Genomic DNA, 24,601 nt, shown 5'->3' with positions numbered 1-24,601 from the left:
GGATTTCGCCCCGTCCTACCGGGTGACCGCAGACCAAGCGGGGGATAGAGGGGGAAATGTGTACGAAATAGTGCGCCGCCACCTGGGGAAGGTGGTGGCCGGAGCGGCCATGGCGGTGACCGGCACCGCCGCCGCGGTCGCGATCAGCCTGCCGGGCACGGCCGGGGCGGAGGACACCCCCGCCGGCGGCGCGGCCGGCCCGGCCGCAGCGCCCGGCACCGGCGCGCCGGCCGGCGCGCGGGGGACGGAAGGCGCCGGGGGCGCGGAGGGAACGGGCGGCCGGGGGGCCGCCGCGCTCGCCCCCGCCACCGTCGCCCCGGCCGCGGCCGAGGGCGACCGGGGCACCGGCACCGATCCGCTCACCGACACCGAACTGGCCCGGGCCCGGACGCTCGCCCTCGGCCCGTCCGACACCGCCGCCCGGCAGGACGTCGACGGCGACCGCGGCCGGCCGCAGCACCTCGGCACCGAACTCGCCGACCCGGTCCCCGGCCGGGAGGGCGACCGCCGCGCCCAGGTCCGCTCCTACGACTACGCGCGCGACGAGCTCGTCACCCGGACCGTCGACCTGACCACCGGCAAGGTCGTGGCCACCGCCACCAGCCGGGGGGTGCAGCCCTCGGCCCACCCCGAGGAACTGCGCGCCGCCCTCGGCCTCATCCTCGCGAGCCCCCTCGGCAAGGGCGTCGCGGAGGACTACCGGGACGCCACCGGCACCGAACTCAAGAGCCCCGACCAGCTCTGGTTCAACGGCGACGTCTACCGCACCCACCGCGAGAGGAACGTCCCCGAGGCGCTCTCCCGCTGCGGCGAGCACCGCTGCGTCCGGCTCGTCACCAAGGTGCGCAACGGCGCCTGGATCGACACCCGCAACCTGATCGTCGACCTCTCCGCGAAGAACGTCGTCCGCGTCGGCTGACCACCGCCGCCCGCCGTCGTCACCCGCCCCGTCCGCGGGGCCCGTACGCAAGGAGCACGTCCGCATGACCGACCGGCACCACCGGCGAGCCAGGGGGATCCTCGCCGCCCTCGCCGCCACCGCCTTCCTCGGCACCGCCACCGCCGCGGCCGCGCCCGCCGCGCCCGCCGCGCCGGCCCCCGGCCCCACCGCCCGGCCCCAGCAGCCCGCCTGCTCGCCCGCGTACCGCATCACCAAGAAGCTCGACGGCGGCGCGTCCTGGGACATGTGCTGGCGCTACAGCACCGACGCGGGCCTGATCCTCGACCGGGTCACCTACCAGCCGCCCGGCGGCGCCCCCGTCCGCGTCCTCAGCACCGCCCGGCTCGCCCAGATCCACGTGCCCTACGACGACGGCGGCGCCGAGTACGACGACCTCACCGGCGCCGGCTTCGGCTGGGGCCTGCAGGACCTCAAGCCCGCCGAATGCCCCGGCGGCACCCTCTCCTCCGTCAAGGTCCCCGAGGCCGGCACGGTCAAGGGCCTCTGCACCACCACCCGCGCCCGCGGCCACGCCTACCGGATGGCCAGCGACAGCGGCTCCGGCGTCTACCAGGCCCAGGCCAAGGACCTGCTCGTCTACACCGTCAACAAGGTCGGCTGGTACGAGTACATCTCCGAGTGGCGCTTCTCCTCCGACGGCACGATCGGCGCCAACGTCGGCGCCACCGGCAGCCTCTCGCCCGTCGACTACAACGCCACCGACGGCCGCGGCTGGCCCATCGGCAAGGGCGCCCGGGGCTACGCCACCAGCCACGCCCACAACGTCTTCTGGAAGCTCGACTTCGGCCTCGACGGCGGCAAGGACCGCATCGAGCAGTACGACTCCACCGTCACCCCGCCCACCGGCGACGGCAGCCCCACGGTGAAGACCCGGCGCACCGCCGTCACCAAGGAGCTCGCCGGCGACGCGAAGAACATGCGCTGGTGGCGGGTGGTCAGCGGCACCGGCAAGAACGCCGACGGCCACGCCCGCAGCTACGAGATCGTCCCCGGCCGCACCGACACCCACGCCGGCCGCGGCTTCACCAAGCACGACGTCTACTTCACCCAGTCCCGCGCCTGCGAGCAGTACGCCAGCGACAACATCGGCAACTGCCCGGCCGGTGCCGGCGACAGCGTGGACAAATGGGTCAACGGGGAGACTCTGGCCAAACCGACCGTGTGGGTCAACATCGGGTTCCACCACATCGCCCGGGACGAGGACCAGCAGCCCATGCCCGTCCACTGGCAGGGCTTCCAGCTCGCCCCCAGGGACGCAACCGCTATGAATCCCCTCACTCCGGCCGATCTCGCCTCGCAGAACGGACAGCCCGACAACCGGAGTTGAACATTCCGACGACCGATCCTGCTGCACCGCCTCCCGCTCGCGGAGTACCCTTCCTTGATCTTGTCGGAAGAATCGGTACGAGGGTCCGGAGCAGAAGGCGGTGCGCGGGTGGGCTCGGGAGGTCTTGAGCTGCCCCCAGGTGACGCGGGTCACGAGGGGGGACCGGCCGACCCCGGGGAGGCGCCGCCCACGGTGATCCTCCCCGCGGGCCCGGCCGCACCCCCCGGCGCGGTCCCGGTGGCCCGCCCCGTGGAGATCGGCGCCGAGCTCGACTGGGGCGCCGAGGCGTGGAGCGAGGTCCGCACCCGCGCCCAGCGCGCCGGCCGCGCCTACATCTGGCTCAACCTCGTCGAACAGCGGATGCGGGCCGTCGTCGCCGCCGTCCTCAGACCCGTCTACGAACCCGTCCACGGCGACGAGTGGGTCGTCGCCGCCGCCGGTCCGGCGGGCCAGGAATGGGTCCGCCGGGCCGTCGCCGTCCGCGAGGTCTCCCGCCGCAAGGGCTACCTCCTCGACCCCGCCGACGACAACGTCCTCTCCTTCCTCACCCTGCCCCAGCTCCGCGAGCTGATGGTCCAGCACTGGCCCTGCTTCGAGCCCTACTTCGACGACCGGCGCGAGGTCGAGCTCGCCCTCGACGAGCTGGAGGTGACCCGCAACGTCGTCTCCCGCAACCGGGCCCTGTCGCCCACCGTGCTCGCCCAGGCCGAACGGGCCTCCGCCCGCATCCTGGAGATCCTCGGCAGCGGCGCCGGCGTCCCCTCCGCCGACAGGCTCCCCGTCGACGCCGTCGAGGACCTCGTCGGCGACCGGTACGCCGACGTCGTCTCCGTCCACCCCGACCGCGTCCGGCTCCAGCGCCAGCTGCCCGCCGAGGACCTCTTCGGCGGCGCCCGCCGCCTCGACGCCACCGGCATAGGCCTGAACCTGCTCGTGCAGAACTTCTCCGGCCGCCGCATGGTCCGCCTCGCCGAGTCCGGCTGCCGGATACGGCTCCTCTTCCTCAACCCCGCCAGCAGCGCCGTCAAGCGCCGGGAGCGGGAGCTCGGCATCCGCAAGGGCGAGCTGAGCCGCTCCGTCGAGATGAACATCCTGCACATGCGCCGGGTCCGCTCCAAGCTCCGCGACCCCGACGCCTTCCAGATCCACGTCTTCGACGAGACCCCCCGCTTCACCGCCTACCTCGTCGACGGCGACGGCCCCGACGGCGTCGGCGTCGTCCAGTCCTACCTCCGCAGGGCCCGCGGCATGGAGGCGCCCGTCCTGGTGCTGCGCGGCGGCGGCCGGACCGTCGTCCGCCAGGACGCCCCCGGACGCGACGCGGACCACGGGCTCTTCGAGACCTACCGGGAGGAGTTCGAGTCCGTCTGGCTCGACTCCCGCCCCGTTTCCTGACCCCCCGCCCCGCACCCCGCGGCGACGTTGTCAGTGGCGCGTGCGAAGGTGTCAACACCAACGGGGGAGATCACGTAAGGAGGACCCGATGGCCTGGCATGGGGAACCACTGGTCGGCTTCGACCTGGAGACGACGGGGACGGACCCGCTCGAATCCCGCATCGTCACCGCGTCGGTCGTCGGCGTCCACCGCGGCGAGGTGGTCCGGCAGCGGGACTGGCTCGCCGACCCCGGCGTCCCCATCCCCGAGCAGGCCGCGGCCATCCACGGCATCAGCGGCGAGCGCGCCGCCGCCGAGGGCCGCCCGGTCCGCGAGGTCGCCGACGAGATCGCCGAGACCCTGACCGGCTACTGGTCCCAGGGCGTCCCCGTCGTCGCGTACAACGCCTCCTTCGACCTCACCCTGCTCTCCGCCGAGCTGCGCCGGCACGGACTGCCCTCGCTCGCCGAGCGGCTGGGCGGCACCGGCATCGGCCCCGTCCTCGACCCGTACACCATCGACCGGGCCGTCGACCGCTACCGGCGCGGCAAGCGCACCCTGGAAGCGGTCTGCGGCGAGTACGGCGTGGAGCTCACCAGCGCCCACCAGGCCTCCGCCGACGCCCTCGCCGCCGTCCGGGTCGCCCTCGCGATAGCCGGGCGCCACCCGAAGGTGGCCGCCCTCTCCCCGGCCGAACTGCACGAGCGGCAGATCGGCTGGTACCGCGCCTGGGCCGAGGACTTCCAGGACTTCCTGCGGCGCAAGGGCGACCCGGACGCCGTCGTCGACCCGGTGTGGCCGCTGCGCGGCGAGCCGGTGCGCACCCGCTGACCTGCGGCTCAGGGGCGGAAGGGGGCCGGACCGGAGAGGCGCGCGGACGACCGCCCACTGCCCGTCCGGCAAGGTGACATTCTCGGTCCGGAGCGCCCGTGCCGGCGCGCGAACCGTTCCTACGATGCCGGGACCCCCACCAGGCGCCCAGGCGCCGGAGTAGGAGCGCTCCGTGCAGTTCAACCTCATCGGCCCCTTCGAGATCGTGACCGGTGACGGCCGGACCCACACGCCGAAGGCCCCGAAGATCTGCCAGATGCTCGCCGTGCTCGCCCTCCAGCCGGGCGAGGCCGTGGCCACCGACACGCTGATCAGAGAGCTGTGGGGCGAGAACGCGCCGGGGAACGCCCCCAAGATCCTGCAGACCCACGTCTACCACGCCCGCCGCATGCTGGACGAGGCCCTGCCCGCCGCCGACCACCGGCCGCTCCTCACCCAGGTCCCCGGCTACCGGCTCGACATCGACGGCGGCCGGACCGACGCGCACGTCTTCGAACGGCTCGTGCGGCAGGCCCAGCGGGAACTCTCCCAGGGCTTCCCGGAGACCGCCGCCGAACGCCTCGTCGAGGCCAGGAGGCTGTGGCGCGGCCCCCTGCTGTCCAACGTCCAGGTCGGACCGGTGCTCACCGGCCGCGTCGCCCGCATGGAGGAGCTGCGGATCCGCGCCCTGGAACTGTGGGTCGAGTCCGAGATACGGCTCGGACGCCACCGCGAGCTCCTCCCCGAACTGCGCACCCTCGTCAACGACCACCCGCTGCACGAGTGGTTCCACGGCCAGCTCATCTCGGCCCTGCACCGGGCCGGCCGCCGGGGCGAGGCCCTCGACGCGTACCGGCGCCTCTACACGATCCTCAAGAGCGAGCTCGGCCTCGAACCCTCCGCCGAGCTGCGGCGCCTGCAGGCCGAGATCCTGCACTCCGCCGACCAGGACGGCAGCCGGACGGTCGCCCGCCGGGGAGTGGGGCCGCAGCCGCACGTCACCCCGCTGTGGCCGTCCGCCGCCGCCAGCTGACCCGCCGCCGGCCCGAGGAGCCGTTCAGCCGCCCCGCACCGGCTCCCGCGACACCTCGCGCAGCCGGCGCCCGAGCGCCCGCACCAGCTCCGGCGGCCGCCGCGCCGACCCCTCGAACGGCCCCTCCTCCAGCACCGCCCGCACCGCGCACTCCAGCAGCAGCGTGACCACCGCCGCCTCGTCCCCGGCGGCCGGGGCCCCGTCCGGGGCGGCCGTCCCCTCCGGCGCGGACGGACCCGGGTGCCCGCCCGGCGCGGCGAGCCCGAAGGCGCCCCGCAGCAGTTCCCGGGCCCGGCGCACCGACGCGGCCCGCGCCCCGGAGCCGTACCGGCCGTCCCCGGCGGCGACCGCGGGCAGCGCCTCCACGAAGCGGCGCAGGACCGCGTCCGCGTAGGGGTCGGGCAGCGCGGGGCCGGCGGCGGGCCTCCCGGGCAGCGCGTACGCGCGCGACGCCACCGACCGCGACAGCCCCTCGGACAACGCCGCCGCGAAGCTCCGCCCGAGCGCCGTCGCCCCCGCGCCCGCCCCCTCCGCGTGGTCCCCCGTTCGGCCTGGCATTTCCCCTACGCCCCCGCGCATTCGTCTGCCGACGGTTCGCCGAACCGCTTTCGGCGAACCCGGTTCCCACCGAACCCGACCGGTGGTCATTCCCCGGTAATCGGAAACCCCGATGACGGGAGGAAGGGCGATTACTGGCAGGAGACCGGGGTGGGAAGGGACCGCTGGTATCGTCCGGATCGGATTTCCGCAGGTGTTGCAGACATGAATGGAGTGAATGCGCCGTGACCGATGCCAATTACACGCTGGTGACCGACATAGAAAAGCACCAGGAGGCTTTCGGAATAGCGTTCAACTCCGGCGACGCGGACGCGGTCAATGCCATGTACGTCGACAATGCGCTCGGAATGTGGGAGCCCGGGTTTCCGCTCTACGGCGATGCCCGGCGGGAGTACGTGGTCGAGTTCCTGAAGAAGCGCAGGCCCACCGTCGACGCGACGGTCCGCCAGCAGCTGGTGGTCGGCGACACCGCCCAGCTGGTGGTCGAGTGGCAGATGGCCGCGCTCGACGAGGACGGCCGTCCGGAGCTCCTCAAGGGCGTGGCCATCGACGTCCTGCACCGCGGCGAGGACGGCTACTGGCGCTACGTCGTCGACAACCCGTTCGGCGTCAGCGGCCCCTGGGACGCCGAGGGCGCGGCCCAGGGCTGACCGCCCGCCCGGACGCCCGCCGGGGAGCGAACCCCACCACCGATCAGAACCGACGCGGCGCACCCCGCCGCACGACGTACGGAGTACCCCTGTGTCCACCCTTCCCGCCTCCGGCACCCCGGTCACCGTCATCGGCCTGGGCCTCATGGGCCAGGCCCTCGCCGGCGCCTTCCTGGCCAAGGGCCACCCCACCACCGTCTGGAACCGGTCCGCCGCCAAGGCCGACGAGCTCGTCGCCCGCGGCGCCGTCCTCGCCGACTCGGTCGAGAGCGCGGTCGAGGCGAGCCCGCTCGTCGTCGTCTGCGTCTCCGACTACGACGCCGTGCACCAGCTCCTCGGCCCGGTCGGCGGCTCGCTCGCCGGCCGCACCCTGGTCAACCTGACCACGGCCAGCTCCACCCAGGCGCGCGAGACCGCCGAGTGGGCGAAGAAGCTCGACGCCGCCTACCTCGACGGCGCCATCCTGGCCCTGCCGCACGCGATCGGCACCGAAGAGGCCACCCTGCTGTACGCCGGCCCGCAGGCCGCGTTCGAGGAGCACCGGGCCACCCTGGAGGTGCTCGGCGCCGAGGCGACCGTCTACCTGGACGAGGACCACGGCCTGTCCGCCCTCTACGACCTGTCCGTGCTCAGCATCATGTGGGGCGTCCTCAACAGCTTCCTCCACGGCGCCGCGCTGCTCGGCACCGCGAACGTCAAGGCGTCCACCTTCGCGGAGCTGGCCGTCACCGCGATCAACGTGACCGCCGAGTACGCCTCCGCCTACGCCCAGCAGATCGACGCCGGCGAGTACCCGGCCACCGACGCCACCGTCAACGTCCACGTGGGCGGCATGACGCACCTGGTGGAGGAGAGCGAGACCCTCGGCGTCAACGCCGAGATGCCCCGCTTCTTCCTGGAGCTGGCCAAGCGCGCCGTCGCCGCCGGCGACGCGGAGAACAGCTACGCCGCGCTGATCAAGCAGTTCCGCAAGCCCTCCGCCTGATCCCGAACCGCACACCGGCACCACGAGCCGGGAACCCGTCGACGCCCCGCCGCGCCCCGGATTCCCGGCTCCGCCGTGCCCACGTCCGTCCGACACCCACACCGCAACCGACATGTTCACGGGGGATCCATCCATGTTCACCGACCGTGGCCCGAAGGCCACCTCCCGCTCGGCGATATCCCGCAGAGCCGCGCTGAGGTCCGGCGGCCTCGCCATCGCCGGCACGGCGCTCGCCACCGGCCTGCCCACGCTCGCCGAGGCCGCCGAAGGCGCCGACCTCACCGCCCGCACCACCTACGACAGCATCGTCGTCGGCGCCGGCCTGGCCGGCCTCGTCGCCGCCCGCGAACTGCGGGCCAAGGGCCGCCGCGTCCTCCTCCTGGAGGCCCGCGACCGGATCGGCGGCCGCACCTGGACCGACCGCTTCAACGACTACGAGATCGAGCGCGGCGGCGCCTGGGTCGACCCGCTCCAGCCGCACGTCTGGCGCGAGATATCCCGCTACCGGCTGAACGTCGTCGCCGACGCCGGCCCCGAGCGGGTCCTCATGCCGACCACCACGGGCTTCGCCGAGTCCGACCCGGTCACCGCCTACACCCGGCAGGGCGAGCTGTTCACGCCCTTCTTCGACGGTGCGCGCGAGTACTTCCCCCGGCCCTACGCGCCCTTCACCCGCGAGGACCTGATCACCCCGCTCGACGGCTTCTCGTTGCGCGACCGGCTCGACCAGCTGGCCTACGCGCCCGAGGACGAGATCCGGATGACCAGCACCACCGGCCTGTACGGCGCGCCGACCGCGCGCGGCTCCCTGCTCCAGCTGGCCCAGTGGTGGGCGCTGGCGGGCTGGAACTACACCGGCTTCTCCGGGATCAACACCTACCGCATGGAGCGGGGCACCGCCGCGCTGGCCGGCGCGATCCTCGCGGAGGGCCGCCCCGACCTCAAGCTGAACTCCCCGGTCGCCTCCGTCACCGAGGCGAACGGCCGGGTCACCGTCGTCACCCGGGCCGGCCTCTCCTACCGCGCTGACGAGGTCGTCATGGCCGTCCCCGTCAACGTCTGGAAGCGGATCACCTTCAGCCCCGGCCTCCCGCAGGCCCACCGGACGGCCACCCAGCAGGGCTACGGCGTCCCCCGGCAGAAGAAGGTCTGGCTCGACCTGGCGACGCCCACCGACCGCTTCCTCGCCGAGGCCCCCGAGGACCACCCCTTCGTCATCATGGGCCGGATGAACGACGACGCCCCCGTCGTCGCCTTCACCGTCGACCCCACCCTGGACCTCGCCAGCCACGCCGCCGTGGAGGCCGCCGTCCGCCGCGTCGTCCCCTCGGCGACGCTGCGCTCGTACACCGCCTGCGACTGGCAGGCCGACGAGTTCTCCCTCGGCGGCCCCACCTACCGCAGCCCCGGCCAGCTGACCGCGCTGCACCGGGCGATCGCCCAGCCGCTCGGCAGGATCAAGTTCTGCGGCGACGACCTGGCCCTCGGCTGGACCGGCTACATGGACGGCGCCATCGAGTCCGGCCTGCGGGTCGCCGGCTCGCCCACCCTGGCCCCGCTGCCGGCCGCCGCCCCCGCCACCCACGGCATCGCGGTGCCGCGCGTCGACCGCAGGGTCTACCGCTCGATGATCGGCCTCTGACCGTCCACGACCTCACCACAGGGGTGACCATGACGACGTCCCAGCGATCCGTCACCGAACCGGTGGACGAGGTGTTCGCCTGGTTCCGCGAGATGCACGAGAAGCACCCGGTCCACCACGACGACACCTACGGCTGGCAGCTCTTCCGCCACGCGGACATCACCCGCGTGCTCACCGACCCGACCACCTTCTCCTCGGACACGGTCCGGCTGTACAACGACCCCCAGCCCGACTTCGACCTCTTCCTCATGGGCAACCTGGTCACCAGCGACGCCCCCCACCACAAGAAGCTGCGCCGCGCGATCAGCGGCGCCTTCACCCCGCGCGCCGTGGCGGGGCTCGCCGGGCGGATCGAGCGGACCATGGCCGGACTGCTCGACGCCGTGTCCGACTCGGACGGCTTCGACCTCATCGGGGAGGTGGCCTACCCGCTGCCGATCCTGGTCGTCGCCGAGATGCTCGGACTGCCGGCCGAGGACGTCCCGATGTACCGGGGCTGGGGCGACGCGCTGGGCGCGCTCGACGCCGCCACGGTGCCGCCCGAGGTGATGGCCGGCGAGATCGTCCCCGCCCTGCGGGAGATGAACGCCTACATCCTGGAACACGTGCGCAGGCGCCGGGAGAACCCCGGCGACGACGTGATCACCATGCTCACCCGCGCCACCATCGACGACGCGCCCCTGCGGGACGGCGACCTGATCGGCCTGATCGGACTCACCCTCTTCGCCGGCCACGCCGCCTCGATGGCGCTGCTCGGCAACGCGGTCCTCACCTTCGACCGCGACCCCGAGGCGTTCGCCGCCCTGCGCGCCGACCGCACGCTGCTGCCCAACGCCGTCGAGGAACTGACGCGGCTCTACCCGCCCTTCGCCCGCCTGGTGCGCGTCACCACCGCCGAGACCGAGCTGTGCGGGCGGACGATCGGCGAGGGCGAGCTGGTGACGCTCTGGTCGGGCGCGGCCAACCGCGACCCGCGGCGCTTCCCGGACCCGGACCGCTTCGACATCCACCGCGACACCAGCGGGCACATCGCCTTCGGGCTCGGCGCGCACTTCTGCCTGGGGGCCCCGCTGGCCCGGCTCCAGGCCAGGATCGCGCTCGACGCGCTGTTCGACCGCTTCGAGAGCATCACCGTGGACCACGCCGCCGGCGTCGAGTTCGAGGACCCGATGCAGATCATCTGCCCCCGGCGGCTGCCCGTACGAGTCTCCGGCTGAGCCGGCCGACCGCATCCGAGGAAGTCATGTCCTTGTCATCGAAGCCCTCCGCGTCCGTGACCCCCTCCGCGCCCCCCGCGGAGGGGGAGGCGCCGGCCGGGTGGCGGTCGTGGCACCGGCCGCTCCTGCTGGCGGCGGCGGTGATGGTGCCCGCGGCGGTCGTCTCCGCCGTGGGTCTCGTCGTCGACGACCGCGTCCTGCTCGACGCCCCGATCTGGCTCAAGCCGTTCAAGTTCTCGCTCTCCTTCGCCGCCTTCTGCCTCACCCTGGCCTGGATGGTGGCCTTCGTCCCCGGGCGCCGGCGCCTCGTCCGGTGGGCGGGGACGGTCGTCGCGGCGGGCAGCGTCATCGAGATCGTGATCATCTCGGGGCAGGCGGCGCGGGGCAGGCGCAGCCACTTCAACTACGCCACCCCGCTCGACGCGACGCTCTACAACGTGATGGGAGGGACGGTCATCCTGCTGTGGCTGGCCACCCTCACCCTCGCGGTGCTGCTGGTCCGGGCCCGGCTCGCCGACCGGGCCTCGGCCTGGGCGATGCGCTGCGGCATCGTGCTGGCGCTGGCCGGGACCGCCGTCGGCTTCCTGATGGACCGGCCGGCGCCGGGACAGGAGGCGGGCGTCACCGACGTGGTGGGCGCGCACAGCGTCGGCGTGCCGGACGGCGGCCCCGGCATGGCGCTGACCGGCTGGTCGACGGCCGGCGGGGACCTGCGGGTGCCGCACTTCTTCGGCATGCACGCGCTCCAGCTGCTGCCGCTGCTGGTGCTGCTGCTCGCGGTGCTGGCCCCGCGCTTCGCGCGGCTCGCCGACGACCGGGTGCGGCTGCGGCTGGTGCTGGTCGCCGCCGGGGCGTACGCGGCGGTCTTCGCGCTGATCCTCTGGCAGGCGCTGCGCGGCCAGGCGCTGCTCGACCCGGACGGGACCACGCTGGCGGCGGCCGGCCTGGTCCTGGCCGCCACCGCGGCCGGCGTCCTCGCGGCGCTGCGGTCCGGTCCCCCGCGGACCCCCGGTTCCTGACCCGCCGGTCCCGTCCCGGCACGCGCGCGGCCCCGGAGCTCACCAGAGCTCCGGGGCCGCGTCCGTCGGCCGGGGCCGCGTCCGTCGGAAACCGTCCGCCGGAAACCGTCCGCCGTCCGTCAGAAGCCGTCGAAGAAGCCGTACAGCCGGCCGATCCGGCCGTCCTGCGCCACCCAGGCGACGTCGGAGCCGCTGGCCACCGGCGGCCGGCCGGCCGGGCCGACCCGCCAGGTGAAGTGCACGGCGTCGTGGTGGGCCAGGACGGTGCCGAAGGTGAAGCCCATGCCCCGGAAGTTCTTCTGCGCCGACGCCAGATAGGCGTCGACCTCGGCGTGCCCGGCGGCGTCCGCCACCGGGTCGGTGTAGGTGCCCTCCGGGGTGAAGACCTCGGCGACCAGGGCCCGCCGGAGTCCCTGGTCCGTCTCGTTCCACATCGCGATGTACTTCTCGACCAGTAGGGTCGCGGCCTTCTTGTCCATATCCGCAGGCTACAACAGGGACAAGGGCCGGGAATCGGCCCGCGGGATTCTTCGTGGCCCTTCGTCAGGTGTGCCCGGAATCAACGGGAAAGAATTCGGCCGCCTCCCGGACGATTGTCCGGAAGGCGGCCGAATTCATGAGGTCATTCCGAAGCGCGGTCCCCCGCGGGGCCCGGGGGCGGGAAATACCCGGCCCGGACGAAGAAGTCCACGTAGGTGGCGAACAGCGCCCGGTCGACCGGCGGGCAGACCAGACCGGTGTCCGCCAGGGCCCGCTCGGTCTCCGAGACGTCGATCGGCGGATAGGTGGTCGTGCCCGCACCCGCGTTCATGCCCTCGAACGAGTCGAGCAGCGGGGCCACCGCGTTCCTCCGGTCCGCGCGGACCCGCGCCGACCACGACTCCCAGTCCAGCTCGGGCAGCTCGTAGCCGAAGGACCGGAGGTGGCCGACGAAGTCGGTGAACGTCTGGTCCTGCCGGTTGTAGAGGTGGAAGGTGCGGTTCGCCGCGTCGCTCCGGCGGGACAGCGTCACGATCGCCCCGCTGACGTAGTCCACCGGCACCATGTGGAGGACGCCGGCCAGGCCGTCCGGCACCGCGCCGGTCTCCAGCAGCCCCTTGAGGCTCAGCCAGACGAAGTCCTTGGTCTGGCAGGCGCCCGTCTCGCGGTCGCCGCAGACCACGTCCACGCGGTAGACCGACACCGGCACGCCGCGCTCCCGGGCGAGTCCGATGACCTGCTCGGCCACCCACTTGCTCTGCAGGTAGCCGTTGTGCAGCAGGTGACCGGGGCCGGTCGGGTCCGTGACGGCCGCCGGGGCGGCGCCGGGACCCGGCGCGGGGAAGACGCCGGTCGTCGAGACGTAGTGCACCGGCACGGTGCGGTGGGCCGCGGCCAGCCGCAGCACCTCCCGGGTCCCGCCCACGTTCCCCGCCGCGAGCGCGGCGTACGGCCGGACCCAGCTGACCGTCGCGCCGGCGTGGTAGACGGCGTCGGCCCGCCGGGCGAGCCCGTCGAACTCCTCCTCGGACAGGCCGAGACGGGGCGCCGAGAGGTCGCCGACGACGACGCGGACCCGGTCCGGGTCGATCTCGTCCGCCACCCGGTACCACGCCAGGCCCTCCCACAGCCGGGCGGCCGCCGCCTCCGGGTCGTCGCCCCGCACCAGGCAGTGGACCACCGCCCGGGTCGAGCGCATCAGGTCGCGCAGCAGGAAGGCCCCCAGGAAGCCGGTGGCACCCGTGAGCAGCACCTCCCCGGGGTCGGTGGCCACGAGGTCGGTCCTTCCGGCCGGGCGGACGTCCTCGTCGAGGCGGACCTCGGCGGCGAAGTCGACCCCGGCGGGCCCGGCGGCGCCGTCGGCCGTGGCCGCCAGGAGCGCGCCCAGGTGGTCCGCCAGTTCCCCCGGCGTCGGGTGCTCGAAGACCAGCGAGGGCGGCAGCCTGAGCCCGGTGGCCTCCGCGAGCCGGTTGCGCAGCTCCACCGAGGTGAGCGAGTCGAAGCCGATCGCGGCGAACCGCTGCCGGGGGTCGACCGCGCCCGGGGCGGAGTGGCCGAGCACCAGCGCGACCTCGCGGCGGAGGAACTCCGCCACCGCCTCGCTCCGGCCCTCCGGCGTCAGCCCCGCCAGCCGCTCGGGCAGCAGCTCCCCGCCGGCCGGGGCGGCCCCGTCGGCGGGGGCGACCAGCCGGCGCAGCAGCAGCGGCGCCCGGCCGGCGCGGGAGCGCAGCGCCGCCAGGTCGAGCGGGGTGACCACCAGCGCGGGCCGGCCGGCCAGCAGGGCCCGGTCCATCAGCGCGGGGCCGGCCCCGTCGGAGATGGTGCCCAGGCCGGACCGGGCGATGCGGTCGAGTTCGGTACGGGTCAGGTGGCCGCTCATGCCGTCCTCGTGCGCCCACAGCCCCCACGCCAGCGAGGCCGCCGGCAGGCCGAGTCCGGCGCGGTGGCCGGCGAGGGCGTCGAGGAAGGTGTTGGCCGCCGCGTAGTTGGCCTGGCCGGTGCCGCCGACCACGCCCGCCACGGAGGAGAACAGGACGAAGGCGTCCAGCTCCTGACCGAGGGTCAGCTCGTGCAGGTGCCAGGCGGCGTGCGCCTTCGGCCCCAGCACGGTGGCGAGCCGCTCCGGGGTGAGGTCCTGGACCAGGCCGTCGTCGAGCACGCCGGCGGCGTGCACGACCGCGCTGAGCGGGTGCTCCGCCGGTACGCCGGCCAGGAGCGCGGCGACCTCCGCCCGGTCGGCGAGGTCGCGGGCCTCGATCCGCACCTCGGCGCCGAGTCCGGTGAGCTCCTCGGCCAGCGCGTCCGCGCCGGGCGCGGCGGGCCCCCGGCGGCTGACCAGCAGCAGCCGGGTCACCCCGTGGGCGCGGACCAGATGGCGGGCGAAGAGGGCGCCGAGCGCCCCGGTCCCGCCGGTGATCAGCACGGTGCCGCCGGGGCGCCACCCGTTGCCGCGCGGCGGGGTGCCGGCGCGCGGGAGGGTGGTCAGGCCGGGGACGAGCACCTGCCCGGAGCGGACGGCGAGCTGGCCCTGACCGGTCGTCAGGGCGGCGGGCACGGCCGCCGCGGAACGCTCGTCGTCGTCCACGTCGACCAGCACGATCCGGTCGGGCGCCTCCGACTGGGCGGACCGCAGCAGTCCCCACGCGGGGGCCGCCACCAGGTCCGTGACGTCCGAGCCGTCCGGCAGGGCGGAGACCGCCCCGCGGGTCAGGACGACCAGCGGGGTGCCGGCGGTCCGCTCGTCCGCCAGCCACGTCCGGGCCAGCGCGAGCACCCGCCCCGCGGTCTCCTCGGCCCGGGCCGGCAGGTCGCCGTCCGGCGCGTCCGGCGGGGAGAGCACGGGCACGAGCAGCGCGTCGTACGGCTCCGGCCCGTCCAGCGCGGCCAGCGCCTCGGCGACCCCGGCGAAGACGCCGCCGGCGGGCTCCGGCAGGCCCGCCGGAGCGGTGCCGGCCGGGTCCAGGGCCGCCAGGACCGGCGGGGCGGCCGCTCCGGACGGGCCGGGCGCCGTCCAGCCGACCCCGAACACCGCCTCCTCGACCGGCTCCCCGGCCGCCTCCCCGAGCGCCGTCCCGGCCGGGGCCGTGTGCGTCACCCAGTACCGCTCCCGCTGGAAGGGGTACGTCGGGAGGTCCACCGGCCGCGCCCCGGTGCCGGAGAGGAACGCCGTCCAGTCCACCGGCACCCCGGCGGACCAGAGCCCGCCCAGCGCCGTGACCACGTCCCGGGCCTCGTCCGGGCCCTTGCGCACGGCCGGCACGGGCGTGATGGGGGAGGCCTCGGCGACCAGCGCCGAGAGCACCCCGGCCGGGCCCAGCTCCAGCGTGACGGCCACGTTCTGCCCGGCGAGGGCGCGGACCGCGTCGTGGAACCGGACCGGCCGGCGCACCTGGGCCGTCCAGTACTCCGGCGCGCACAGCTCCTCCGCCGTGACGGGCCGTCCGGTGAGCGTGGACACGATCGGAACGGCCGGTGGGCGGAAGGTGACCTTCCGCAGCACCTGCCCGAACTCCTCCAGCATCGGGTCCATGAGCGGCGAGTGGAAGGCGTGCCCGACCGGCAGCTCCTTGGTGCGGCGGCCCCAGGACCGTACCGTCGCCGCGATCTCGCGGACCGCCGCGCGCTCGCCGGACACCACCGTGGACACCGGGCCGTTGACCGCGGCGAGCGCCACCGTGCCGTGGTCCCGCAGCAGGCGCTCCAGCTCCTCCTCGGTGGCCTGGAGCGCGACCATCGCACCGCCCCCGGGCAGCGCCTGCATCAGCCCGCCCCGGGCGGCGACCACGGCCGCCGCGTCGGGCAGCGAGAGCACCCCGGCCACGTGGGCGGCGGCGAGTTCGCCGATCGAGTGCCCCACCAGGACGTCCGGGACCACCCCCCACGACTCGAAGAGCCGGAAGAGCGCGACCTCCATCGCGAACAGGGCGGGCTGGGCGACACCGGTCCCGGCCAGCGCGTCCTCGTCCTCGATCACCTCGCGCAGCGGCGCGTCCAGGTAGGGGTCGAGCTCCGCGCACACGGCGTCGAAGGCGGCGGCGTACACCGGGAACTCCCGGTACAGCCCCAGGCCCATCGCGGCCCGCTGGGCGCCCTGGCCGGTGAAGAGGAAGCCGAGCCGGCCGCCCTCGGCGGCCACCGGCGGCGCGGTGCGCGCCCCGTCCCCGGCGAGCCGTCCGAGCGCGTCGCGCAGGGACCCGGCGTCCGCCCCCACGGCCACGGCCCGGTGGGGGAGCGCCGCGCGGGTGGTGGCCAGGGAGAGGGCCAGGTCGGCCGGGGACGGCCCGGCGCCGTCCGCGAGGAGCGGGAGCAGACCGCGGGCCCGCGCGGCGAGCGCGGCCGGCGAGGCGGCCGACAGCGGCAGCGCCAGGAACGGCGGCGCCGCGCCCCCGGCCGGCTCCGGGTCCGGCTCCCGGCCGGCGTCCGGGGCCTGCTCGATGATGACGTGCGCGTTGGTGCCGCTGACGCCGAAGGAGGAGACCGCCGCCCGGCGGGGCCGGCCGCCCGTCTCCGGCCACGGCCGCGCCTCGGCGAGCAGTTCGACCGTCCCCTCCGACCAGTCGACCAGCGGGGTCGGCTCGTCGAGGTGCAGGGTGCGCGGCAGCTCGCCGTGGCGGATCGCCTGCACCATCTTGATCACCCCGCCCACGCCGGCCGCGGCCACCGAGTGGCCGATGTTCGACTTCAGCGAGCCCAGGTACAGCGGGCGTTCCCTGGTGTGCGCGGCCCCGTAGGTGGCCAGCAGCGCCTGGGCCTCGATGGGGTCGCCGAGCCGGGTCCCCGTGCCGTGCGCCTCGACGGCGTCCACGTCGGCGGCGTCGACGCGGGCGCCGGCGAGCGCGGCCCTGATCACCCGCTCCTGGGAGGGGCCGCTCGGCGCGGTCAGGCCGTTGGAGGCGCCGTCGGAGTTGACCGCCGAGCCGCGCAGCACCGCCAGCACCCGGTGCCCGTTGCGCACCGCGTCGCCGAGGCGCTCCAGCAGGAGCAGCCCGGCCCCCTCCGACCAGCTGGTGCCGTCGGCGGCCGCCGCGAAGGACTTGCACCGGCCGTCGGGGGCCAGGCCGCGCTGCCGCGAGAAGTCGACGAAGCCGCCGGGGGTGCCGGCGACCATCACCCCGCCCGCCAGCGCCAGGGACGACTCGCCGGAGCGCAGCGACTGCGCGGCGAGGTGCAGGGCGACCAGCGACGACGAGCAGGCCGTGTCCACGGTCATCGAGGGGCCCTCGAAGCCGAAGGAGTACGAGAGCCGGCCCGAGGCGACGGCGCCCAGCTTCCCCGTGAGGAGGTACCCCTCCAGCTCCCGGGGCCCGTCGAGCCCGAGGTAGGACTGCTCCACGGCGCCGACGAACACGCCCACGCCGGAGCCCTCGACGGAGGCCGGGGCGATCCGCGCGTGCTCGAAGGTCTCCCAGGCGGTCTCCAGGAGCACCCGCTGCTGGGGGTCCATGGCGAGCGCCTCGCGCGGGGAGATCCCGAAGAACCCGGCGTCGAACTCGGCCGCCCCGTCGAGGAAGCCGCCCTCGCGGGCGTACGTCGTGCCCGGCACGTCCGGGTCGGGGTCGTACAGCGCCTCGACGTCCCAGCCCCGGTCGGAGGGGAAGCCGGTGACGGCGTCGCGGCCCTCCGCGGCGAGCCGCCACAGGTCGTCGGCGGAGCGGACGCCGCCGGGGTAGCGGCAGGCCATGCCGATGATCGCGATCGGCTCCGACCGGCCGGACTCCAGCTCCGCGATCCGCTGCCGGGCCTTGTGCAGGTCGGCGGTGACCCATTTCAGATATTCAGCGAGTTTGTTCTCATCCACCATCGGAAGGTCCACCTGTTCTGGGATCGGGCGGGATCAGTCCCGGCCGCGACCGAGCTCGTTGTCGATGAAGGCGAGGAGTTCGGCGGTCGACGCCGCCTCCAGGGCGTCGGCCGCGGGCGCGCCGTCCGGGTCCGCCGGGGCCGCGCCGGTCTCCAGCCACCGGGACAGCAGGGTCTGCAGCCGGACGGTGATCGCGTCGCGGTCCGCGCCGGCGGCCGCCCCGCCGTCCGCGAGCGCCTCCTCCAGGCCGTCCAGGGCGACGAGCGCGGCGGGCCGCCCGGGCTCCTCGTCCCGCGGGCCGAGGAGCCCGAGCAGGAACGCCGCCAGCTTCGCCGGGGTGGGGTGGTCGAAGACCGAGGTGGCCGGCAGCCGCAGCCCGGTGAGGGCGCCCAGCCGGTTGCGCATCTCGACCGCCGTCAGGGAGTCGAAGCCCAGCTCCCGGAACGGCTGGCCGGGGTCGACCGCCGTCGGGTCGCCCAGCCCGAGGACCGCGGCGACCCGGCCGCGGACCAGGTCCAGGACGAAGTCCGCGCGCTCGGAACCGGCCATGCCGGCCAGCCGCTCGGCCATCGACGGCTCGCCCCGGGAGGCCGTCGCCCGGTCGCGGGCGGGGACCAGCGCCCGCAGCAGCGGGGGCACCCGGTCGAGGTCCCGCAGGACCTCCGGGTCCAGCGGCGTCGCCGCCAGCAGGGCCGGCTCCGCGGCGACGGCCGCGTCGAACAGCTCCGTGCCCCCGGCGACGTCCAGCGTGCCGAAGCCGTCGCGGGCGAGGCGGGCGCGGTCGACGGCGCCCAGGCCCGCGTTGATGCCGCCCTCGGCGTCCCACGGCCCCCAGGCGACCGAGGTGGCCGGCAGGCCGAGCTCGCGCCGGTGCTGGGCGAGCCCGTCGAGGTAGGCGCTCGCGGCGGCGTGGTTCGCCTGCCCGGGGCCGCCGAGGAGCCCGACGGAGGAGGAGAACAGCACGAAGGCCGTGAGGTCCGTCCCCCCGGTCAGCTCGTGCAGGTGGCGGGCGCCGTCGGCCTTGGGCCGCAGCACGGCGTTCACCTGCTCCTCGGTCAGGTCCGCGGCCAGGCCGTTGTCCAGGACGCCGGCGGCGTGCACGACGCCGCGCAGCGGCCGGCCGGCCGGGACGCCCGCGAGCAGCGCGGCGAGCGCGTCCCGGTCGGCGACGTCGCAGGCGGCCACGGTGACGGTCGCGCCGAGGGCGGTCAGTTCCTCCCGCAGGGCCCCGGCGCCCGCCGCCCCGGGGCCGGAACGGCTCGCGAGCAGCAGGTGGGTGACGCCGTGTCCGGTCACCAGCCGGCGGGCCACGGCGGCGCCGAGCGCCCCGGTGCCGCCGGTGATCAGGACGGTGCCCTCCGGGTCCCACACCGGCTGCCCGGCCCCGCCGCGCAGGGCGGAGGGGCGGATCCGGAGCAGGCGCGGCACCCAGAGGTGCCCGTCGCGGACGGCGGCCTGCGGTTCGTCGGCGGCGAGCAGCGCCGCCAGGAGCGCCGGGGGCACCGGCTCCGCGTCCGGGCCGGCGGCGGGGTCCGCGTCGACGAGCAGGACGCGGTCCGGCGCCTCCGCCTGGACGGAGCGGACGAAGCCCCACGCCGCGGCGGCGGCCGGGTCGGTCGTCCCGGTGCCGGCCGCGGTGACCGAGCCCCGGGTGACCAGGACCAGGCGGACGCCGGCGAACCGGTCGTCGGCCAGCCAGTCGCGCAGCAGCCGCGCCGTCCGCAGCACCGGCCCGCGCGCGTCCCCGGCACCCGGCCCGCCGCCGTCCAGCGGCACGACGAGGGCGTCGTACGAGCGGCCGGCCGCGAGCGCGTCCGCGAAGGCCGGCAGGTCCTCGTGGACGGGCACGCCGTCCGCCCCGCCGCCGGGCGCCGCTCCGAGCCGCGCCCACGCCGCCGGGCCGTCGGCCGGCCGGACCTCGTCCGGGACCCAGTCGAGCCGGTGGAGGGCGGCGAGCGGGCCCGGGCCGTCGGCGCCCGGCCCGGCCGCGGTGCCCGCCAGCGGCTCCAGCCAGTACCGCTCGCGCTGGAAGGGGTACGTCGGCAGCTCGACCGGCTCCGCCCCGGAATCGGCGAAGAAGGCCGTCCAGTCGACCGGGACGCCCCGCGCGTGCAGGGTGCCGAGGGCGGCGACCAGGGTCTGCGGCTCCGGCTTGTTGCGGCGCAGCGCGGCGATCGCCAGCGTCTCCTCGCGCTCCGCGCCGGCCGCGGCCATGGCCGACAGGACGCCGTCGGGGCCCAGCTCCAGGAGCGTGGTCACGCCCTCGGACTCCAGGGTGCGGACCGCGTCGAGGAAGCGCACGGGGTTGCGGATCTGCTCCACCCAGTACTCGGCGGAGGTCCAGCGGTCGCCGTTCTCGACCTCGCCGGTCACCGTGGAGACGATCCCGAACTTCGGCCGGTGGAAGGTCAGTTCCCGGGTGATGGACCGGAACTCGTCGAGCATCGGGTCCATCCGGTGCGAGTGCGAGGCGCGGAGGATCGGCAGGACCTTGACGGACCGGCCGCGCTCCTTCCAGACGGCCGCGACCGCGTGCACGGCGTCCTCGTCGCCCGAGAGCACCACGGCGCGCGGGCCGTTGACCGTGCCGATGACCGCGCGTCCCTCGGCGTCCAGGGTCTCGCGCACCTCCTCCTCGGTGGCCTCGACGGCGACCATGGCGCCGCCCTCGGGCAGCGCGCGCATCAGCCGGCCGCGCGCGGTCACCAGCACGGCGGCGTCGGGGAGCGACAGCACGCCGCCGAGGTGCGCGGCGATCAGCTCGCCCGTGGAGTGGCCCACCAGATGGTCCGGGCGCACCCCCCAGGTCTCCAGGAGGCGGAAGAGCGCCACGCCCACGGCGAAGAGGGCGGCGAGGGTGTAGTCGATCTGGTCCAGTTCGTCGCCGGTGGCGATCACCTCCCGCAGCGGCCGGGGCAGGTGCTCGTCCAGCGCGTCGCAGACCTCGTCGAAGGCCGCCGCGAACGCCGGGAAGGTGGCGCACAGTTCGCGGGCCATGCCGACGCGCTGGGCGCCGCCGCCGGTGAACATGAAGGCGAGCTTTCCCTCGCCCTTGGCGCCCAGGACGGCCCCGGTGCCCTCCTCGGCGAACGCGCCGAGACCGGCCAGGAGTTCGTCCCGGTCCCCGGCGAGCGTCACGGCCCGGTGCCGCAGCGCCGTGCGGGTCGTCGCGAGCGAGCGGGACAGGTCGGTGAGGTCGAGCTCCGGCCGCTCGGCGAGGAAGGCGCAGAGCCGGCGGGCCTGGGCCCGCAGCGCCTCGGGGGAGCGGGCCGACAGCACGTACGGCAGGACCGGCGCGGGCGGTATCGGGCTCCGCCGCCCGGCGGGCGCCGCCACCGGGGCCTCCTCCCGGCCCTCCTCGGGGACGGGCAGCGGCGGCTGCTCGACGATGACGTGCGCGTTCGTGCCGCTGAACCCGAAGGCGGAGACGGCGCCGCGGCGCGGCCGGTCGAGGTCCGGCCACTCCTGGGCCTCGGTGAGCAGTGCCAGGGCGCCGGTGTCCCAGTCGACGTGCGGGGTGGCGTCCTCGGCGTGCAGCGTCTTCGGCATCAGACCGTGCCGGATGGCCTGGACCATCTTGATGACGCCGCCGACGCCGGCGGCGGCCTGGGTGTGGCCGATGTTCGACTTGAGGGAGCCCAGCCGCAGCGGCCGGCCGTCCGGCCGGGACCGCCCGTAGGTGGCGAGCAGGGCGTTGGCCTCGATCGGGTCGCCGAGCGGGGTGCCGGTGCCGTGCGCCTCGACGACGTCGACGTCGTCGGCCGACAGGCCCGCGTTGGCGAGCGCCTGACGGATCACCCGCTCCTGGGCGGGGCCGTTGGGGGCGCTGAGCCCGTTGCTCGCGCCGTCCTGGTTGACCGCCGAGCCCGAGATCACCGCCAGCACCCGGTGGCCGTTGCGGCGGGCGTCGGAGAGCCGCTCCACGAGGAGCAGGCCGGCGCCCTCGGCCCAGCCGGTGCCGTCGGCCGAGGCCGCGAAGGACTTGCACCGCCCGTCGGCCGACAGGCCGCGCAGCCGGGAGAACTCGATGAACGCCTGGGGCGTGGACATCACGGTCACGCCGCCGGCCAGGGCGAGGTCGCACTCGCCCCGGCGCAGCGCCGTGGCCGCCAGGTGGAGCGCGACCAGCGAGGAGGAGCAGGCCGTGTCGACCGTGACGGCCGGGCCCTCCAGGCCGAACACGTACGACAGCCGGCCCGAGGCCACGCTGCCCGCGCTGCCGCTGTACAGGTAGCCCTCGAACTCCTCCGGCGGCAGGTGGGGGCGGGCCCCGTAGTCGTGGTACATCGAACCGACGAACACGCCGGTCCTGCTGCCGCGCACGGAGTCGGCGGGTATGCCGGCCCGTTCGAAGCTCTCCCAGGCCGTCTCCAGGAGCAGCCGCTGCTGCGGATCGGTGGCCAGCGCCTCCCGCGGCGACATGCCGAAGAACTCCGGGTCGAAGCGGTCGGCGTCGTGCAGGAACCCGCCCTGGTCGGTGTAGGACGTGCCCACCCGGTCGGGGTCCGCGTCGTACAGCCGGTCCAGCGGCCAGCCTCGGTGCTCGGGGAAGGGGGACACCGCGTCCACGCCCCCGGCGACCAGCTGCCACAGGCGCTCCGGCGAGTCGACGCCGCCGGGGTAGCGGCAGGCCATCCCGATGACGGCGATGGGCTCGCGCTCCTTCTCCTCGATCTCGCGCAGCCTCCTGCGGCCGGCGTGCGCCTCGGCGACGGCGCGCTTGAGGTACTGGCGGAGCTGGTTCTCGTCGGTGCTCATGCGCCCTCAGCTCCCCGGATCGCCTCGGGGGAGGTGGCCGCCGACTCCTCTGCACCATGCACGGTCGTCATTTCCTTTCCCGGAGAAAAATTCATGCAGTCCATATTCCTCGGCATTCTCGCCCGGTCCCCGCCGTCGGCCAGTAATTACCCGGTCGCCGGCCGCCGGAAAGAATCCGGTGACCGTCGGCTTATGTGCCAGTGGGTGACGGATTACGGAGCCGTTACGGCCCGCCGATACGGTTCCAGGCACAGTGGACCGTCTCAGGTGGGGATCGGATTGAATATGAGCCCGGAAGCACCGGAAGCAGAAGAGCGCGACCTCGCCGAGGCGTACCTCGGGGGCCTGCTCGCCTCGCTCGGACTGAACGTCGAATACGTCAGGGCGGAGAAGGACACGCTCTTCCGCCTGGACGGGGAGGGCCGCGAGAGGGCGGTCCTCGACCTGGTCGGCGGCTACGGCTCGACGATCCTCGGGCACAACGCCCCCGAGCTCGTGGCCTACGCCAAGGAGCTCCTCGACCGGGGCGTCCCGGTGCACGCGCAGTTCTCCCGGCACCCCTACGCCAACGACCTCGCCCTGCGGATCGACGCGATCGTCAAGCGCGAGCTCGGCCCCGCCGAGGAGTACGCCGCGATCTTCGCGAACAGCGGCGCCGAGGCCGTCGAGATCGCCATGAAGCACGCCGAGCTCGACCGGATCATGAGGCTCGGCGAGCTGACGGCGCAGATCGACGCCTCCGTCGAGCGGGCGCGCGCGGCCGCGGCCGGCGGCACGCCGTTCGTCGCCGACGACACCCACCGCCGGCTCACCACCGAGGCGGGACTGCCCCCCGGCGCCGGCGCCGACGAGCTGATCGACGGGATCCGGCGGATCAACGCCGCCCGCACGGCCGGTGCCGCCCCCGTCTTCCTCGCCCCCGAGGGCTCCTTCCACGGCAAGCTCGTCGGCAGCGTCCAGCTCACCCACAACGCCGGCTTCCGCACCCCCTTCGGCGCGCTCGCCGCGCAGTGCAGGTTCGTCCCGGTGCACGAGCCGGACGCGGTGGCCAAGGCCCTCGAAGCGGAGCGCGGGACGCTCTTCGGCCTCGTGTCCGACACCGCCGGCGTGCGGGTCGTCGAGCACGAACTGCCGGTCATCGCCGCCTTCGTCCTCGAACCGGTCCAGGGCGAGGCGGGCATCAGGCCGTTCGACCGGGAGACCGTCCGGCGGATCCAGGACGCCTGCGCAGCGGCGGACTGCCCGGTCATCGTCGACGAGGTCCAGAGCGGCATGGGCCGTACCGGCACCTTCTTCGCCGCCGCCCCGCTGGGCCTGCGCGGCGACTACATCACGCTGGCCAAGAGCCTCGGCGGCGGCCTGGTCAAGGCGGCCCTCACCCTGGTCCGCACCTCCCGCTACCGCAAGGAGTTCGAGCTGGTGCACAGCTCGACCTTCGCCAAGGACGCCTTCTCCACCCTGATCGCCGGCCGCACCGTGGAACTCCTCGAAGCGGACGGCGGCGCGGTCTACCGCAGGGCCGCCGAGCGCGGCGCCCACCTCACGGCCATGCTGCGCCGCCTCCAGGAGGAGTTCCCCGACGTCGTCAGGGAGGTCCGCGGCCGGGGCCTGATGATCGGCCTCGCCCTCCACGACCAGTCCGGCTCCTCCTCCGCCCCGATCGCCGAGCAGTCCCGCGCGGGCCTCCTCGGATACGCGCTCGCCGGCTATCTGCTGCGCGTCCACGACCTGCGGATCCTCCCGACGGCCAGCGCCACGGACACGCTGCGCCTCGAACCCTCCGTCCACCTCACCGACGCCGAGACCGACCGCCTGGAGACCGGGCTGCGCGCCCTGCTCACGCTCCTGAGGAACCAGGACGGGGACGCGCTCCTGCCGCCTGCGGCGGGCTAGCCGCCGCCCGGCGGATCCATGGACCGGTGGGGAATTCCGGGCGCGGGGGAACGCGCCCGGAACTGCAACGCGGTTGTCTGAACTCTCATCAAG

The 24,601-nt window shown here is 75.1% G+C and carries 14 protein-coding genes and 1 pseudogene; 11 read left to right on the top strand and 4 right to left on the bottom strand.

What is annotated here, in order from left to right; translation table 11 throughout:
• Window positions 1-58 precede the first annotated feature (58 nt).
• The 5 genes from ACF1ED_RS16345 to ACF1ED_RS16325 all read left to right on the top strand — a co-directional run bounded on the left by ACF1ED_RS16345 (window position 59) and on the right by ACF1ED_RS16325 (window position 5,506).
• The gene (locus ACF1ED_RS16345) at window positions 59-919 is read left to right on the top strand and encodes a Tat pathway signal sequence domain protein (RefSeq protein ID WP_391760883.1); all 861 of its coding nucleotides are present in this window, start codon (window positions 59-61) and stop codon (window positions 917-919) included.
• Window positions 920-983: 64 nt separating this feature from the next.
• A complete protein-coding gene (locus ACF1ED_RS16340) occupies window positions 984-2,288 on the top strand; it encodes a copper amine oxidase (protein WP_391760881.1) in 1,305 nt (434 codons plus the stop codon).
• A 108-nt stretch (window positions 2,289-2,396) separates the two neighbouring features.
• Window positions 2,397-3,683: an SAV2148 family HEPN domain-containing protein gene (locus tag ACF1ED_RS16335; RefSeq protein WP_391760879.1), complete on the top strand. Its 1,287-nt coding sequence runs from the start codon at window positions 2,397-2,399 to the stop codon at window positions 3,681-3,683.
• A gap of 88 nt (window positions 3,684-3,771) precedes the next feature.
• A complete protein-coding gene (locus tag ACF1ED_RS16330) occupies window positions 3,772-4,494 on the top strand; it encodes a 3'-5' exonuclease (protein ID WP_391760877.1) in 723 nt (240 codons plus the stop codon).
• Between the two features lie 172 nt (window positions 4,495-4,666).
• Entirely contained in the window at window positions 4,667-5,506 is an 840-nt protein-coding gene (locus ACF1ED_RS16325; RefSeq protein WP_391760875.1) for a BTAD domain-containing putative transcriptional regulator, read from the top strand.
• 24 nt (window positions 5,507-5,530) lie between these two features.
• On the opposite strand, the gene ACF1ED_RS16320 is transcribed toward ACF1ED_RS16325, so the two are convergent.
• Window positions 5,531-6,064, bottom strand: a complete 534-nt coding sequence (locus ACF1ED_RS16320) for a hypothetical protein (protein ID WP_391760873.1) — start codon at window positions 6,062-6,064, stop codon at window positions 5,531-5,533.
• 224 nt (window positions 6,065-6,288) lie between these two features.
• Here ACF1ED_RS16320 and ACF1ED_RS16315 point away from each other — a divergent pair, with 224 nt between their 5' ends.
• The 5 genes from ACF1ED_RS16315 (at window position 6,289) to ACF1ED_RS16295 (ending at window position 11,577) form a co-directional block, all read left to right on the top strand.
• Complete coding sequence (locus tag ACF1ED_RS16315) at window positions 6,289-6,714, top strand: YybH family protein (protein WP_391760871.1); 426 nt, start codon at window positions 6,289-6,291, stop codon at window positions 6,712-6,714.
• Between the two features lie 91 nt (window positions 6,715-6,805).
• The gene (locus ACF1ED_RS16310) at window positions 6,806-7,699 is read left to right on the top strand and encodes an NAD(P)-dependent oxidoreductase (protein ID WP_391760869.1); all 894 of its coding nucleotides are present in this window, start codon (window positions 6,806-6,808) and stop codon (window positions 7,697-7,699) included.
• A 133-nt stretch (window positions 7,700-7,832) separates the two neighbouring features.
• Entirely contained in the window at window positions 7,833-9,341 is a 1,509-nt protein-coding gene (locus ACF1ED_RS16305; protein WP_391760867.1) for a flavin monoamine oxidase family protein, read from the top strand.
• 29 nt (window positions 9,342-9,370) lie between these two features.
• On the top strand, window positions 9,371-10,558 hold the full coding sequence (locus ACF1ED_RS16300) for a cytochrome P450 (RefSeq protein ID WP_391760865.1): 1,188 nt from the start codon (window positions 9,371-9,373) through the stop codon (window positions 10,556-10,558).
• Between the two features lie 143 nt (window positions 10,559-10,701).
• Complete coding sequence (locus tag ACF1ED_RS16295; RefSeq protein ID WP_391761330.1) at window positions 10,702-11,577, top strand: hypothetical protein; 876 nt, start codon at window positions 10,702-10,704, stop codon at window positions 11,575-11,577.
• 119 nt (window positions 11,578-11,696) lie between these two features.
• Here ACF1ED_RS16295 and ACF1ED_RS16290 read toward each other — a convergent pair whose 3' ends face one another.
• From ACF1ED_RS16290 to ACF1ED_RS16280, 3 genes and pseudogenes are all read right to left on the bottom strand, one after another.
• On the bottom strand, window positions 11,697-12,056 hold the full coding sequence (locus ACF1ED_RS16290; protein ID WP_391760863.1) for a nuclear transport factor 2 family protein: 360 nt from the start codon (window positions 12,054-12,056) through the stop codon (window positions 11,697-11,699).
• Between the two features lie 143 nt (window positions 12,057-12,199).
• Entirely contained in the window at window positions 12,200-17,854 is a 5,655-nt protein-coding gene (locus ACF1ED_RS16285; RefSeq protein ID WP_391761328.1) for a thioester reductase domain-containing protein, read from the bottom strand.
• 36 nt (window positions 17,855-17,890) lie between these two features.
• Window positions 17,891-22,591 (bottom strand): annotated as a pseudogene (locus ACF1ED_RS16280) (SDR family NAD(P)-dependent oxidoreductase); the annotation flags it as partial.
• A gap of 309 nt (window positions 22,592-22,900) precedes the next feature.
• Between ACF1ED_RS16280 and ACF1ED_RS16275 the strand changes: the two are divergent.
• Window positions 22,901-24,508: an aspartate aminotransferase family protein gene (locus ACF1ED_RS16275; protein ID WP_391760861.1), complete on the top strand. Its 1,608-nt coding sequence runs from the start codon at window positions 22,901-22,903 to the stop codon at window positions 24,506-24,508.
• The last annotated feature ends 93 nt before the right edge of the window (window positions 24,509-24,601 follow it).

Origin of the sequence: Streptomyces sp. NPDC014656, assembly GCF_043084305.1 — a bacterium.
Taxonomy (GTDB): Bacteria; Actinomycetota; Actinomycetes; order Streptomycetales; family Streptomycetaceae; genus Streptomyces.
The sequence above is the reverse complement of the archived record's forward strand: the minus strand, read 5'-3'. Positions and strand labels throughout refer to the sequence as shown.